The sequence below is a fragment of the Uliginosibacterium gangwonense DSM 18521 genome (genome assembly GCF_000373965.1).
GTDB lineage: Bacteria > Pseudomonadota > Gammaproteobacteria > Burkholderiales > Rhodocyclaceae > Uliginosibacterium > Uliginosibacterium gangwonense.
This window is the reverse complement of sequence record NZ_KB892846.1, coordinates 121,343-135,052: the sequence shown is the minus strand read 5'-3', so window position 1 is coordinate 135,052 and position 13,710 is coordinate 121,343. Positions and strand designations below refer to the sequence as shown.

The window sequence follows — 13,710 nt, the reverse complement described above, 5'->3', positions numbered from 1 at the left end:
CCCGGCTCTGCAACTGCAAAACCGGGGCATGGACTTATTGCATAAATAAATAGTAATAGGCCGCTGCCCCGATGGCAGCGATCAGAACCAGCAGGATCAGGAGGGTGCGGCCCTTGCCACCACGGGGGGCGCGGGCATCGATCTCTTCCTGGTCGCCACGCTCGTACTCATCCATCAGGCTGCGTCGCGCTTCATCCGAAAGCGCGCCAGGGCGTGCACCTGTCGCGCCCGTCATGGTTGGGTCTGATGTGCCGCGCCGAGGGGCCACGAACACTGTGGTTTCGCTGGAGCCGGTGCGATAAGGCTGCGAAGTGGCTGCGGGCTGCGGCGCCGGTGCCGGGGGGGGAGGCGCCAGTACCGTTTTGTCATTTGAGCCGCGAACATCACGGTGCTCCACCGGGTCTGGCATGGCAGCCGTTGCACCACTGTCTTCAAGCAGCGAGGGGTCGTCTGCTGGATGCGCAGAGGCCTTGGGGATGAAATATTCCGCCAGCGTTTCTGCGCTGGCAATCAGCGTGCGCTCAGAGTCGAAGTTGCGCTTGATGCTGTCCGAGCGGGGGACGAATACGGTGGGTTCCACACTGGGATTGGGCGCTGGACGTTCAGACGTGTCCGGACGAGGGACGAAAACCGTTTGTTCGGTAGCGGGGGGCGGTGCGCGCAGGGGTTGCTGCTGGCGCGGCACGACGATTGTGGCCTCGGTCGGAGCATTGCGCGTGTCAAATACCGAAGATTCGGTGGGCGGGGCGTAGCTGCCCAGGTCCTTGGGAACAGGCGCAATCGCGGGTGCGGAGGCGGACATGCCTGCCACCGGGGCGGCGGGGACCTCGGTTTCTGGCTCCAGTGAAGCCTTCATGCCCATGCTTTCGAGTTCTTGCAGGTAGCGGCTGCCGATATCGAGCGTAATGCCTTTTTTGAGGATCACCCGGCGACCCGAGAACAATTGGGTCAGCATGGCAGGAGGCGCCTTCAGGCGGACTTCTGCCGTCTGTTTGACCGAAGATAATTCGAATCCTGTGAGTACCTCTCCACAGAATACGACCCGATATGTTGCATCCATTTGCACTCTCTTCCTGAATTAGAACCTGTCTGCAAACTTGTGAGGGCGCGGCCGTGGCGTGCGCACGGCCCGGAATCTTCATGTGCCGCCCCAACACTTTGCTTGTGTGCTGCGCTGTGCTCCGCGCGTGCTCCCTTGCGGGCAGATCACAAACAGGTTCTTGCCGCCAAACTCACCAGATTTTACGTTCCGTAGTCTACACGGAGACAGGGGCACCCTTCACTGCTATTTGCCCAATCGTAGCAATCCTACGGGCTTGGTTAAGAATTTCCTAATCTGGCTGACTACCGATTGTCGGTGTGCGACAAGCGCAAGGGGAACTCTTGTCGGGTTCCCCTTGTCGTGTCGTTCAGGATGCCCGTGCAGGGTGAGCAAACGCCCGGTTGACCGCAGACACCAGGGCTTGGAGCGAGGCTTCGGTGATGCTGGTGGAGCAGCCTGCGCCAAACAAGGTGCCGGGAATGCCTTGCATGGCAATTTCCACAAAGGCCATGGCCTGGGCGCCGGAGCCATGGCTCAAGGAGCGCTCTTCGAAACTGTGGATCGTGCAGGCCGTGCCCAATGCATCAAGCGCGGCAGCAAGGGGGCCGTTACCGCGACCTTGACGCTGCTCTTCCTTGCCATGATGGAGGATCGACAATTCGATGCGGTGCTCGTCCCCCGATTCCTTCAGGCTGTGGCTGCGCAACTTGAAAGGCACCGCCGCATCCAGATAGGTCTGGTTGAAGAGCCGCCACAGGTCACCCGCTTCCATTTCCGTGCCGCTGCTGTCCATCACATGCTGCACTACGCCGGAGAACTCGACCTGCATGCGCCGGGGCATGGTCAGACCGTAGCCGGTTTCGAGCAACCAGGCGATGCCGCCCTTACCAGACTGGCTGTTAACGCGGATCACCGAATCGTAGCTGCGGCCCAGATCACGTGGATCAATGGGCATATAGGGCACGGCCCAGGTATCCTTCTTGGACTGAACGGCAAAGCCTTTCTTGATGGCATCCTGGTGTGAGCCGGAGAAAGCGGTAAAGACCAAGTCGCCCACATACGGGTGGCGCGGGTGGATCGGCAACTGCGTGCTTTCCTCCACAATGCGGGCCACCTCGTTGATGTTGGAGAAGTCCAGCTTTGGGTCGATGCCTTGCGTGTAGAGGTTCAAGGCCAGGGTCACGAGGTCAACATTGCCGGTGCGCTCCCCGTTGCCAAACAAACAGCCTTCCACGCGATCTGCACCCGCCATCAAGGCGAGTTCAGCGGCGGCCACCGCCGTGCCACGGTCGTTATGGGGATGGACCGAGATGATGATGGCCTCGCGGCGTGAGAGATTGCGGCTCATCCACTCGATCTGGTCGGCGTATACGTTCGGCGTGGCCGATTCCACGGTGGCTGGCAGGTTGAGGATCATCCGACGCTGTGTCGTTGGCTCCCAGACTGCTGCCACGCGTTCCGAGATCTCAAGGGCAAATTCAAGTTCGGTTGAGCTGAAGACTTCCGGGCTGTACTGGAAGGTCCATTCGGTCTGCGGATAGCGCTCGGCCTGCTCACGGATGCGGCTGGCTGCACGTACCGCCAGTTCGATGCAGGCGGCGCGATCCATGTTGAACACCGTTTCGCGGAACACAGGGGCGGTGGCGTTATACACATGCACAATCGCACGGCGTGCGCCCACAAGGCTTTCAAAGCTGCGGTCGATCAGGCTGTCTCGCGCCTGGGTGAGAATCTCGATGCTCACATCCTCGGGGATGCGGTCTTCCTCAATGAGGCGGCGGACGAAGTCGAAATCGGTTTGAGAGGCAGAAGGGAAGGCGACCTCGATTTCCTTGAAGCCGATGCGGGTGAGCATGGCAAACAGTTCGAGCTTGGTATCGATGGACATCGGCTCAAAAAGCGCCTGATTGCCATCGCGCAGATCGGTGCTCATCCAGATCGGGGCACGCTCAATACGTTGGGCAGGCCACTTGCGGTCGGGCAAGGCGATAGGGGCAAAGGCGGTGTACTTCTCGGCAGGGTTTTTCAACATGGACATGATCGTCGTCTCCAGTGCATTCGTTGGGCAGGTGAAGTGGCCGAGGTGAGACCTGTGATTGCCTGGGCAATGCGTTGATACAGGCCAATGGGCGCGGGCAGCCACAAACACTTGGCCCGGCGCCCGGGGCGCAGTCGCTGAAGCAGTTCAGACTTATGCAACATGTGAATCTCCTGGCGGAAGATTTTGGGTGCGCAGACGCACGCCAAGGATCTGCCTGGTGGCAGACGGACAACAAACCGGAACGAGGGGGAGTTTTTTATCTGCGCGCCAGGCGCAGCAGCAGACCCTTGGCCAGCAGACCAAGGTGCAGGGGAAGCAGAACGAAGGTGCTCGGCAAATGCCGTTGTGAGCAAGTCATGAGAAGAAACTTACCCGGCTGCGATGGTGCTTGTCAAGCAGAGGGAGGGCTATGGTAGCGATAGAGGCATGCAGAAAGCGAAAAAAAAGCCCGGCTAAGCCGAGCTTTTTTCTTGGGTGATCAGATCGATCAGCGCTTATTCAACGCGGATGTTCGATGCTTGCTTACCCTTCGGGCCTTCGGTGATGTCGAACACCACGCGTTGGTTTTCAGCCAGGGAGCGGAAGCCCTTGGACTGAATTGCGGAGAAGTGAGCGAACAGATCTTCGCCACCGCCGTCCGGCGTAATAAAACCAAAACCCTTAGAGTCGTTGAACCACTTGACGATACCAGTTGCCATGTTTGAAGCGTCCAGATAAAAAAATTACAAAATCCCGGTAAATCCCCCGGATGGACGAGAATCAAGTAGGAGGGTTAACCACTGGTGCGCCGCCAAAGGGGCCCTGTGAGCAAAACACTACAACACTGCTTGAAAATCGTGGTCAAGACTATGCGGGTTCCTGCGCGGCTTGGCAAGAGAAATTTTGCTGTCAACTCGTTTTTTTGTTGCAGGTGCCCATTTTTTTCTGAAACTGCAGACGAAAGGGCTGTCTATTTGCAATGTTTACCGGGGGTTTATCAAGACTTTGATGACATCGCGGTGGCAAATGCCTAGAATTAAAATTTGATCTAGATCAAATGAGGCTGCCCATGTTTTCTGGTTTGTTGGATTTGCCTTGGTGGGGCATTGTGCTGGCCGCCTTGGGGATGACGCATGTCACGATTGCCGCTGTAACCATTTTCCTGCACCGCCATCAGGCGCACCGTGCGCTGGAACTGCACCCGCTTCCGAGCCATTTCTTCCGTTGCTGGCTGTGGCTGACTACTGGCATGGTGACCAAGGAGTGGGCCGCCGTGCATCGCAAGCACCATGCCCGCTGTGAAACACCCGAAGATCCGCATAGCCCGCAGGTCTACGGCATCAACCGCGTGCTGTGGGGCGGGGTGCTGCTCTATGTAAAGGAAGCCAGCAATGCTGACACCCTGAGCCGCTTCGGCCAAGGCACGCCAGACGACTGGGTTGAGCGGCATGTCTATACGCCGGGCTCAAAGTTTGGTGTGCTGCTGATGCTCGGGTTTGATCTGCTGTTGTTCGGTGCGCTGCCCGGCTTATTGGTCTGGCTGGTGCAAATGGTCTGGATTCCATTCTGGGCTGCCGGTGTGATCAATGGTGTGGGGCACTACTTTGGCTACCGCAACTTTGGCAGCGCAGATGCAAGCCGCAATATCTTCCCGCTGGGTATCCTGATCGGCGGGGAGGAGCTGCATAACAACCACCACAGCTATGCCACGTCGGCCAAGCTTTCGGCTCGTTGGTTCGAGTTTGATATCGGCTGGTTTTACATCCGTTGTATGGCCTTGCTGCGGCTCGCCAGGGTCAAGCGCATGATTCCCTTGCCCCGTTTTGGCGTGGTACGCAAAACGGTGGATCTGGAAATGCTTCAGGCCGTGATCACCCATCGCTACGATGTGATGACACGCTATGTCCGCGCCCTGAAGAAAGAATATGGTGGAGAACTCCGGCGGCTGCGCCAGGAGCATGGCGAGCGTTTCGACATCAAACCCCTACGGGCCAGCCTGTTTGCCGATGCGGCCTCGCTCACGGCAGCTGCCCGCAAGCAGTTGGGCGATGCTTTGGCGGCGAGCCCCCGGTTGGCGCTGCTGCATCAGATGCGCGAAGAACTCAATGCGCTGTGGGCACGCTCGAACGCGACACGTGAGCAGCTTCTGGCGCAGTTGGATAGCTGGTGTCAGCGCGCGGAGACCAGCGGTGTGCCGCCTTTGCAGGATCTATCCCTGCGCTTGCGCTCTTATGTGAATGCGGGGTGACGTTCATGCAAGCAGGTTCGCCCGTCAATACCTACCGCCACCCGCACCGAGGGCTGCCCGCCGGGATGTTCAATTCCCTGGCCAATGCCTTGATGCTGGCCAGGGTGAGGCGGGCGGCCATGAATTACCTGCCTTTCCCCGTGCTGGAAAGTGATGTACGCGATGTGGTGTATCTGACCTGGATGCTGGATGCGGAGGTGGTGAGCCCCTTTGTGCCTGCGGGCGTGCGCCTGTGGCAGCATGAAGGGCAGACACCGCTGACGATTCTGACTTATGCGCACAGGCACTTCGGCCCCTCTCGATTGGGGCGCCTGCGTAGCGTGTGTCCCTCGCCCTTGCAGAGCAACTGGCGGCTGTATGTGGAAGAGCTTCCCGGTGGCAGCCCTGCGAGTCGTACAGTGCTGTTTCTGAAAAATATCATGAACAGCACACTGTATGCCTTAGGAACGCGGGTGTTTAGCGATGCGCTGCCAACCCATCTGGCGTCGAGCTTTCATCACGTCTGCCATGGTGACATGTTTTCTACGCAGATCCTTGGCGGGCGGGGGAGTGCCCCGGGTTTGAGTTACAGGGGCCGATTGAACGAGGAAAAGCGCTTGCCTGCTTCCTTTGCCCGCGCGTTTGGTTCATGGTATTCCGCCGTGGAGTTTTTGGGGTGTCAGGACGCGGCGATCACCCAGGTGGCGGGGTCAGCCAAGCTGGCTTATGCGCAGATTGATCTGCCGATCGACCTGGAACTGGTGCGGGCCTGCAGTATTCAGGCAGAGAGTTTTGAATGCCCGTTCCTGCAAAAGCTGGGCGCTTCGTCTGATTCTGCTTTTGGTTTCGTACTCCCCCAGGTGAAGTTTCGGGCCGTGTCGGAAATGCTGATCTGATGTGGCTATAAATTATATTGTTCGCCGATGCCCGTTGCGGGGTAGTGGTAACTTATTGAAACTCAAGCATGTAGTTTGTTTATATATAGATCAAACACCCGAATTGGATATTTCGTCGCGCTTTCTTTACGATGACATCATCGATTGAGAAAACATATTCATAGCAAAAGAAAGAGAGCGCATCATGGTCCCCAGTTTCGGCATGTTTGATTTCCTCCCCATCCGCATGGCCAGCCTGTCTGCTGACGAGAGCGAACGCCAGGGCTACCTGAACGAAGTCCGCATGCAAAGCACCGAATTCGGTGCGGGTGCTCGTAGCGAATCCGAAGCGCTGATTGAAGACAATCTGCGTGTGGCGCTGATGTACCGCTTCTGAGTTTTAGCTCCGCACAGTTGTAAAAAAGCCCGCACGACGCGGGCTTTTTCATGTGTTGGGCACGGCGCGGTGCGGTGCGGTTTAACTGCCCGCCACCATCATTTCCCCTACGACCAGGGACGGACATTGCTTACCTCCCCGGATCAGCACATCACTGCCCACGGCCACGATGTTGCGGAAGACGTCCTTGAGGTTGCCTGCAATGGTGATCTCATGCACCGGGTAGCTGATCTGCCCGTTTTCGATCCAGAAACCGGCTGCCCCACGGGAGTAGTCACCCGTGACGTAATTGACGCCCTGACCCAGCAGTTCGGTGACCAGCAGCCCCCGGCCAATGCTGCGGGCCAGTGCGCTGAGGTTCTGGCTGCCGGGGCGCACAATCAGGTTGTGGCAGCCGCCAGCATTCCCGGTGGTTTGCATGCCCAGTTTGCGGGCCGAGTAGCTGCCCAGGAAGTAGCCTTGCAGCACGCCATTACTCACCACGTCGCGCAGTTCGGTGGCCACCCCTTCATCATCGTAGGGTGTGCTGCCCAGTGCCTTGGGGATATGCGGATTTTCCACGATGCTGATGTTGGGCGAGAACACTTCCTTGCCCAGTGCGTCGACCAGGAAGCTACTCTTGCGGTAGAGGCTGCCGCCGCTGACTGCCTGTACGAAGGAGCCGATCAGGCCACAGGCCAGGGGTGCTTCAAAGATCACCGGCACCGAGCAGGTGGCGATTCGACGTGAGCCGAGGCGGGCAAGTGCCCGACGGGCGGCATAGTCGCCCACGCGCTCGGGGTTGGGCAGGTCGCGCGGGTCGCGCATGCTCACGTGCCAGTCGTCACGCTGCATGTCTTCGCCTTCGCCAGCAATCACCGAGCAGGAGACAGAATGGCGAGAGGTGGCAAAGCCGTCGCAAAAGCCGCTTGAGTTGGCCGAGACGAATTGCGATTCCTGGCGGTAGATCGCCGCACCTTCGGAATTCTTCACCTGCGGGCTGACCGTAAAGGCGGCTTGCTCGCAGCGCAGTGCCAGTTCGGTAGCGGCCTCGGCATCCAGTTCCCAGGGGTGGTGCAGTTGCAGATTCAGATCTTTTTCGCCACGCCACAGGCGATCCGGGTCTGCAAGCCCTGCTGCTGCATCTGGTGCGGTGAAGCGGGCAATCGAGAGCGCTGCATCCACCGTGGCATGCAGGGCGCTACGGGAAAAGTCCGAAGAGCTGGCGTGCCCGCGTTGCTGGCCGAGGTAGATGGTGACCCCGATGCCCTTGTCGCGGTTGTATTCCAGGGTTTCGATTTCGCCGCAGCGTACCGAGACGGTCTGGCCACACCCTTCCGATACATCGGTCTCGCAGGCCGTGGCGCCACGCGAGCGGGCATAGTCGAGAATGTCCTGCGCCATGTCGCGCAGTTGCTGCTGAGAATAATTAAAGCCGTTTTTCTTTTGGGCCATGAGAAAATACTGCGTTTTGCGAAAGACTATAATCTTAGCGCCTCGGAGCCGGTTCTTGCTGGCTTCTTCGTTTTATGTACCTTGCTTGCCGTTCGCGGCCCCATGACCATGCATCATCAAGACCACGACGACGATCTCGAAATCGTCAGCAAATCCCAGAAAAAGCGCGACATGCAAGCTTTGCAGGACCTTGGCGCGGAACTCACCGAGATTTCGCCCGCTCGTCTGAAGAAGATTCCGATGTCCGAGCGCCTGCTCGAAGCTCTGCTCGACATGCACAAGCTGACCAAGCACGAAGCCCGGCGTCGGCAGCTCCAGTTCATCGGCAAGATCATGCGCGACGAAGATACCGCGCCGATCCGCGCGGCTATCGATGCCCTGGAGGGCAACTCCCGCGAGGAGAAGGCACGCATGCATCGCATTGAACACCTGCGTACCCAGTTGCTCGAAGACGAAACGGTGCTCACCGAGATTGGTAACGCCCACCCGGATACCGATCTGCACCGCCTGCGGCAGTTGCGGCGCAATGCCATCAAGGAGCGTGCCGAAAATCGTCCACCGCGTGCCTACCGCGAAATCTTCCAGATCCTCAAGGAACTCGAAGGTGGTGGTCCATCCGATCAGGCTGATGAGGAGGCTGACGATGAGTGAGCTGGCTTCAGACTGCCTGCTGATCGGCCTGGTCTCAATCAGTGACCGCGCATCCAGCGGCGTGTATGAAGACAAAGGCATCCCCGCGCTGCTCGAATGGTTTGGCTCCGCGCTGGCCTCTTCCTGGAAAAGCGAGGCCCGGCTGATTGCCGACGAACAACCCGTGATTGAGGCCACCTTGCGCGAATTGGTGGATGTGCAGGGCTGCCACCTCATCGTGACCACTGGCGGCACAGGCCCTGCGTTGCGTGACGTGACCCCGGAAGCCACGCTGGCCGTGGCAGACCGGGAAATGCCCGGTTTTGGTGAAGAGATGCGGCGGATCTCCCGCCACTTCGTGCCCACTGCCATCCTTTCCCGTCAGACGGCAGTCACCCGTGGCAAGTGCCTGATCATCAATCTGCCGGGGCAACCTAAGGCTATCCGCGAAACGCTTGAAGGTGTGCGCGATGTGGAGGGCAGGGTGGCAGTGGAGGGTATCTTCTCGGCCGTGCCCTACTGTATTGACCTGCTCGGCGGCCCTTATGTTGAAACAGTGGAGTCCGTTTGCAAGGCATTCCGTCCCAAGAGTGCGCAGCGCGTCCGGGTGTAGGCTCCGTCCCGGCGTCCTTCGGATAGGCGGAAATATCAGCTTGCCCGGTGGGCTGTAAAGGCGTGTGGCTTGGTGTTAGATTGAGCATGGCTTGCCATGTCTGTTGGAAGCTTCCGGGCGCATTCCCCGTATCTGTTTGAATAACCACAGGAACTGATTTGAAGCGTGTCGCTATTATTCGTGCAAGGCACAAGGGTTTTACCCTGATTGAGCTGCTCATCACCATTGTTGTTTTGGGGGTTCTGGTTGCCATTGCCTTGCCCAAGTATCTGAACATGGTGAGCGATGCCCGCAAAAATGCGGTACTGGCGCTGGCGGGTGCGGTGCGTAGTGCAGATAAAATCATCTCGGGTGCTGCGATTGTCAAAGGCCTGGATTCGGCACAGCTTTCCAGTTACCCCACCGGGTCGACCAACCCAGGGGGCACAGATTCGGTGCGCCTGTGGTGTGGCCACCCTGATACGCAGTGGGATGGTATCGGTAATGCGCTACAAGGTGCCAACGTCACCTGGGGAACGGGGTACAACACCGGCAACTCCTATGCGTTTGGCAATTTTACCTTTTCCCGTGGTAGTAATCAGGTGACTTGGCAATACACCTCCGCGCCTACGCCGAGCCAGTGCAAGGTCGATTATGCCTACAACCCCGGTGTGCCCTTATGTGGCACAGGTACCAGCTTTGCGCCGGTGATCACCGTGACCACCAGCGGTTGTTGAAAACGCTGCGGCCATTCCTCTCCTGAATAGAAAAAACGCCACATTCGTGTGGCGTTTTTTGTGCGTTCGGCCTTACCTATTGCATACTCTTGTGGAGTTTCATCGCATGGCGACGGCGCAGCCGGATATTGATCATTTCCACTCCAAGCGAGAAAGCCATCGAGAAATAGATGTATCCCTTTGGAATGTGAGTTCCAAAACCTTCTGCTACCAGAGTCACGCCGACCAGCACCAGGAAGGATAAGGCCAGCATCTTGATGGTCGGATTGGCGTCGACGAATTCACCAATCGGCTTGGCTGCAAACATCATCACCCCTACCGACAGGATGATGGCCGCAACCATCACGGTAAGATGCTCCACCATCCCCACTGCCGTGATGACTGAATCAAGCGAGAAGACGATATCCACCACTGCAATCTGGATCAGCACGGCGCCAAACGTGGCTTGTAGCGCACTGCCAGTCGTGGCGGGGCTGTCTTCATCCACTTCTTCCAGCGAATTGTGAATCTCATGCACGCTCTTCCACAGCAGGAAGAGTCCGCCGCCAATCAGAATAAGGTCGCGCCCGGAGATGTCGTGCGTAAACACGGTAAAAAGTGGTGCGGTGAGCTTCATGATCCAGGCCAGCGAAGCCAGCAATACGATGCGTGAGCCCATCGCCAGCAGCAACCCCAGGCGTCGCGCAAGATTGCGGCGCGCCTCGGGCAGACGCCCGACAAGGATGGATATGAAGATGATGTTGTCGATCCCCAGCACGATCTCAAGGCCTGTGAGGGTTGCCAGGGCAATCCAGGCGTTGGGGTCTGCAAGCCAGTTCAGCATGAAGCGCTTTCTGCGGTAGGTTTAAACCGTTATGAGATCGTTCCAAGGGTAGAAAAGTTTCCCTATCGTCTACAAACGATAGGTGGCGATGATTTGTTGCATGCCCGTTGCAAGTTGATCCAATTCCTGCGCTGCATGTGCCCCCTCGTTGGCAGCGGTGCTGCCGATTTCGGCCATCTGGGCCACTTTTTCAATCTGTTGGGCCAGGCTCTGGCTGGCTTCGCTTTGCTCGCGGATGGCATCCGCGATCTCATTGACCATGTGGACCCCGTTACGGCTGCCCAGGCCGATCTTTTCCATCACCGCGTTGGCCTGCTGGGCGAGGCTCACGCTGTGGGCAACCTTTTCCGCCACCTGATGCATGCTGGTCGCTGCCGTGCGGGCACCTGCCAGCATGGTTTCAATGGTATTGGCAATTTCCAGCGTAGAAGTGGAGGTGCGCTCAGCCAGCTGGCGTACTTCATCAGCCACCACGGCGAAGCCACGGCCCTGCTCGCCAGCACGGGCCGCTTCGATGGCGGCATTCAACGCGAGCAGATTGGTTTGCTCGGCAACTTCCCTGATCACATTCACCACCCCGGCAATTTTGGCGCTGTGGGTTTCCAGTTGGTAGATGCAGTCCGCTGAATCCTTGACGGTATCTGCGGTCTGGTTGATTTCATCCGTGGAGTGCGCAATGGCATTTTCGCCTTCGCCTGCCAGTTGCCCCGTTTCTGTAGTGAAGCGATGCACTTCAACGGCGCGATCACCAACCTGGGAGATGCTGACTGACATCTGCTCAACGGAAGAGGCCATATTGGAGGCCGCATCGCTTTGCTGGGAGGATGCTGACGCAATGTGCGCGGCTGTGCGGGCTACATCGCTGGCCGCCTGGGCCAATTGTTGGGCATCTTCTGCCAGTGTCTGGATATTGTTGTGAACATGCTCCAGCAGATGGTTGAAGGCTTGCGCGGTGTCGCCAATTTCATCGTTGCCGGTGCCGCTGACCCTGGCGGTAAAATCCAGGTTTTTTGCAACATGCAACATGGTTTGGCGCATGCTGTTGAGCGAGCGCGTAATGCCCTTGCGCAATACCCTGGCAATGAAGGCGACCAGCACCACGCCCACCGCAATTGTCACCAGAATGCTCAACGTATATCTTTGTCCGCTTGCTACCGCATGCTTGACGATCTGTTCGCCCAGATCGCGGTTGTACTGCGAGTGTTCGTGAAAAGCTGCAGTGAGTTTGTTGCCTGCCGGTTTCCATTCATTTTCGATCACCGTGTTGGCGCCTTCCCGATCATTTGCACGGGATTTTTCCAATACTTTTTCCAGCGCAGGCAAATAGGCTGCAAAAAGCTGCTGATCGGCTTGCAGCAGCGCTTTGTCTTTTTCGTCGGCGGTGAGTTTTGTGTAGCTATTGAATAGATTCCTGATGGATTCAATCTTCTCCTTGATCACTTTCTCATGCGGAGCCTTCTTGTCTTCCGTTGTATATGACAGGTGATACAGGGCATTGACCCGGATCAGCAGGAATTCAGACTCGGCTTGCGACAGGGTGTTCAGACTGGCGATGACGTTGTCGTTTGTTCTTTTCAGATCGGTGGTAACCGAGTTTGTGCTGAAATAACCAAACATGCCCACCAGAATCAACATGGTGGTGGAGCAGACGGTCATGGCGATCAGCCGTAGCGATATCGTGAGTTTCATACAAATCCCCAGCAGAAAGTCCCGGCACGCCTTATCCCGGCCCGGGCCTGACAATATGAATACTTTTGTGCAAACACTGCGTAGTGATGATAACGCTTGCAGACGAACAATCTTCACAGTAGCAATCGCCATGACTGACGCTTGCCTCCTGCACATTGGGGCTAGGTTTGTATGTGAAAAAATGTCACCAGACTTGGCGTCGCATGATGGGCGGCCTCTCCTAATTGGTATTTTGTTGACTAAGTCAAATATATTATTGACAATTTGTCGTTGAGAACAAGATTGAATGACTTGGGGGCGAGTGATGAGCAACGATCCACACGGACTTGATACACAGGCGATTGAGGATATGCGCCACTTCAACCGTTTCTATACCCGCCAACTCGGTCTGCTGGACGAGGGCTTGCTCGATAGCGTTTTCTCGCTGACCGAGGCACGCGTGCTGTTTGAGTTGGAGCATGCCGAAGATTTGACTGCGACGGCAATCGGGCGGGAGCTGGGGCTGGATGCCGGGTATCTGAGCCGCCTGCTCAAGAGATTCGAGAGCCAAGGTTTGTTGACCCGTGAGGTTTCCGGGCAGGATTCACGCCAAGCCGTTTTGCGCCTTACCCCTGCTGGCTATGCTGCCTATGCGCCGCTCAATCAGGCTTCACAGGCCCAGATTGCCGCGCTGTTGTCCGAGTTGGTCGTAACGCAACGCGAAAAACTTTTGGAGGCAATGCGCACGATCCAAAACCTGCTTGGCGAGCCGAAATCCTCTTCTGTCCCCTACATCCTGCGCCCGCATCAGGTGGGGGACATGGGTTGGATCGTGCATCGCCAGGGCTTACTCTATGCTCAGGAATATGGCTGGGACGAAACCTATGAGGCGTTGGTGGCCGAGATCGTCGCGGGCTTCGTCAAGAACTTCGATCCAAAGTGGGAACGCTGCTGGATTGCCGAGCGGGAAGGGCGCATCGCCGGTTCAGTGTTCGTGCTGCGTGAGACGCCGACACAGGCCAAGTTGCGCCTGCTCTACGTGGAGCCGGAGGCACGCGGATTGGGAATTGGCCAGCGGCTGGTGGAAGAATGCATCCGCTTTGCTCGCCAGAAGGGCTATCGCCGCCTAGTCTTGTGGACCAATGACATCTTGTTATCCGCCCGCAAAATCTATCAGGTGGCAGGCTTCAGGCTACTTGATGAAGAAGCCCACCACTCTTTCGGCAAAGACTTGGTGGGGCAACATTGGGGGCTGGATCTGTAGC

13 protein-coding genes are annotated in these 13,710 nt (G+C 57.6%); 7 read left to right on the top strand and 6 right to left on the bottom strand.

Annotated features, from left to right (window positions below):
* Nucleotides 1-34: 34 nt before the first annotated feature.
* The 3 genes from B145_RS0112095 to B145_RS0112085 form a co-directional block, all read right to left on the bottom strand.
* Nucleotides 35-1,060, bottom strand: a complete 1,026-nt coding sequence (locus tag B145_RS0112095; protein WP_018607657.1) for a hypothetical protein — start codon at nucleotides 1,058-1,060, stop codon at nucleotides 35-37.
* A gap of 349 nt (nucleotides 1,061-1,409) precedes the next feature.
* Nucleotides 1,410-3,074: a 2-isopropylmalate synthase gene (leuA, locus tag B145_RS0112090; protein WP_026259079.1), complete on the bottom strand. Its 1,665-nt coding sequence runs from the start codon at nucleotides 3,072-3,074 to the stop codon at nucleotides 1,410-1,412.
* A gap of 503 nt (nucleotides 3,075-3,577) precedes the next feature.
* The gene (locus tag B145_RS0112085) at nucleotides 3,578-3,781 is read right to left on the bottom strand and encodes a cold-shock protein (protein ID WP_018607655.1); all 204 of its coding nucleotides are present in this window, start codon (nucleotides 3,779-3,781) and stop codon (nucleotides 3,578-3,580) included.
* 350 nt (nucleotides 3,782-4,131) lie between these two features.
* On the opposite strand from B145_RS0112085, the gene B145_RS0112080 reads away from it, so the two are divergent.
* From B145_RS0112080 to B145_RS0112070, 3 genes are all read left to right on the top strand, one after another.
* Complete coding sequence (locus B145_RS0112080; RefSeq protein WP_018607654.1) at nucleotides 4,132-5,310, top strand: DesA family fatty acid desaturase; 1,179 nt, start codon at nucleotides 4,132-4,134, stop codon at nucleotides 5,308-5,310.
* A 5-nt stretch (nucleotides 5,311-5,315) separates the two neighbouring features.
* On the top strand, nucleotides 5,316-6,185 hold the full coding sequence (locus B145_RS0112075) for a DUF2071 domain-containing protein (RefSeq protein ID WP_033407128.1): 870 nt from the start codon (nucleotides 5,316-5,318) through the stop codon (nucleotides 6,183-6,185).
* A gap of 184 nt (nucleotides 6,186-6,369) precedes the next feature.
* Nucleotides 6,370-6,561: a hypothetical protein gene (locus tag B145_RS0112070; RefSeq protein ID WP_018607652.1), complete on the top strand. Its 192-nt coding sequence runs from the start codon at nucleotides 6,370-6,372 to the stop codon at nucleotides 6,559-6,561.
* An 81-nt stretch (nucleotides 6,562-6,642) separates the two neighbouring features.
* On the opposite strand, the gene pmbA is transcribed toward B145_RS0112070, so the two are convergent.
* The gene (gene pmbA / locus B145_RS0112065) at nucleotides 6,643-7,995 is read right to left on the bottom strand and encodes a metalloprotease PmbA (protein WP_018607651.1); all 1,353 of its coding nucleotides are present in this window, start codon (nucleotides 7,993-7,995) and stop codon (nucleotides 6,643-6,645) included.
* Nucleotides 7,996-8,103: 108 nt separating this feature from the next.
* Between pmbA and yjgA the strand changes: the two genes are divergently transcribed.
* The 3 genes from yjgA to B145_RS27505 all read left to right on the top strand — a co-directional run bounded on the left by yjgA (nucleotide 8,104) and on the right by B145_RS27505 (nucleotide 9,954).
* The gene (gene yjgA / locus B145_RS0112060) at nucleotides 8,104-8,646 is read left to right on the top strand and encodes a ribosome biogenesis factor YjgA (protein ID WP_026259078.1); all 543 of its coding nucleotides are present in this window, start codon (nucleotides 8,104-8,106) and stop codon (nucleotides 8,644-8,646) included.
* On the top strand, nucleotides 8,639-9,238 hold the full coding sequence (mog, locus tag B145_RS0112055; protein ID WP_018607649.1) for a molybdopterin adenylyltransferase: 600 nt from the start codon (nucleotides 8,639-8,641) through the stop codon (nucleotides 9,236-9,238). The genes yjgA and mog overlap by 8 nt, the downstream gene beginning before the upstream one ends.
* A 158-nt stretch (nucleotides 9,239-9,396) precedes the next feature.
* On the top strand, nucleotides 9,397-9,954 hold the full coding sequence (locus B145_RS27505; RefSeq protein ID WP_018607648.1) for a type II secretion system protein: 558 nt from the start codon (nucleotides 9,397-9,399) through the stop codon (nucleotides 9,952-9,954).
* A 76-nt stretch (nucleotides 9,955-10,030) separates the two neighbouring features.
* Here B145_RS27505 and B145_RS0112045 read toward each other — a convergent pair whose 3' ends face one another.
* Entirely contained in the window at nucleotides 10,031-10,777 is a 747-nt protein-coding gene (locus tag B145_RS0112045; protein WP_018607647.1) for a TerC family protein, read from the bottom strand.
* Between the two features lie 69 nt (nucleotides 10,778-10,846).
* On the bottom strand, nucleotides 10,847-12,466 hold the full coding sequence (locus tag B145_RS25440; protein WP_169558549.1) for a methyl-accepting chemotaxis protein: 1,620 nt from the start codon (nucleotides 12,464-12,466) through the stop codon (nucleotides 10,847-10,849).
* A 304-nt stretch (nucleotides 12,467-12,770) separates the two neighbouring features.
* Between B145_RS25440 and B145_RS0112035 the strand changes: the two genes are divergently transcribed.
* Nucleotides 12,771-13,709, top strand: a complete 939-nt coding sequence (locus tag B145_RS0112035) for a bifunctional helix-turn-helix transcriptional regulator/GNAT family N-acetyltransferase (protein WP_018607645.1) — start codon at nucleotides 12,771-12,773, stop codon at nucleotides 13,707-13,709.
* Nucleotide 13,710: the final 1 nt, after the last annotated feature.

Bases quoted from the DNA above. Each gene is read 5' to 3' on its own strand.
- B145_RS0112095 (WP_018607657.1), bottom strand. From the start codon at position 1,060: ATGGATGCAACATATCGGGTCGTATTCTGTGGAGAGGTACTCACAGGA.
- leuA (WP_026259079.1), bottom strand. From the start codon at position 3,074: ATGTTGAAAAACCCTGCCGAGAAGTACACCGCCTTTGCCCCTATCGCC.
- B145_RS0112085 (WP_018607655.1), bottom strand. From the start codon at position 3,781: ATGGCAACTGGTATCGTCAAGTGGTTCAACGACTCTAAGGGTTTTGGT.
- B145_RS0112080 (WP_018607654.1), top strand. From the start codon at position 4,132: ATGTTTTCTGGTTTGTTGGATTTGCCTTGGTGGGGCATTGTGCTGGCC.
- B145_RS0112075 (WP_033407128.1), top strand. From the start codon at position 5,316: ATGCAAGCAGGTTCGCCCGTCAATACCTACCGCCACCCGCACCGAGGG.
- B145_RS0112070 (WP_018607652.1), top strand. From the start codon at position 6,370: ATGGTCCCCAGTTTCGGCATGTTTGATTTCCTCCCCATCCGCATGGCC.
- pmbA (WP_018607651.1), bottom strand. From the start codon at position 7,995: ATGGCCCAAAAGAAAAACGGCTTTAATTATTCTCAGCAGCAACTGCGC.
- yjgA (WP_026259078.1), top strand. From the start codon at position 8,104: ATGCATCATCAAGACCACGACGACGATCTCGAAATCGTCAGCAAATCC.
- mog (WP_018607649.1), top strand. From the start codon at position 8,639: ATGAGTGAGCTGGCTTCAGACTGCCTGCTGATCGGCCTGGTCTCAATC.
- B145_RS0112045 (WP_018607647.1), bottom strand. From the start codon at position 10,777: ATGCTGAACTGGCTTGCAGACCCCAACGCCTGGATTGCCCTGGCAACC.
- B145_RS25440 (WP_169558549.1), bottom strand. From the start codon at position 12,466: ATGAAACTCACGATATCGCTACGGCTGATCGCCATGACCGTCTGCTCC.
- B145_RS0112035 (WP_018607645.1), top strand. From the start codon at position 12,771: ATGAGCAACGATCCACACGGACTTGATACACAGGCGATTGAGGATATG.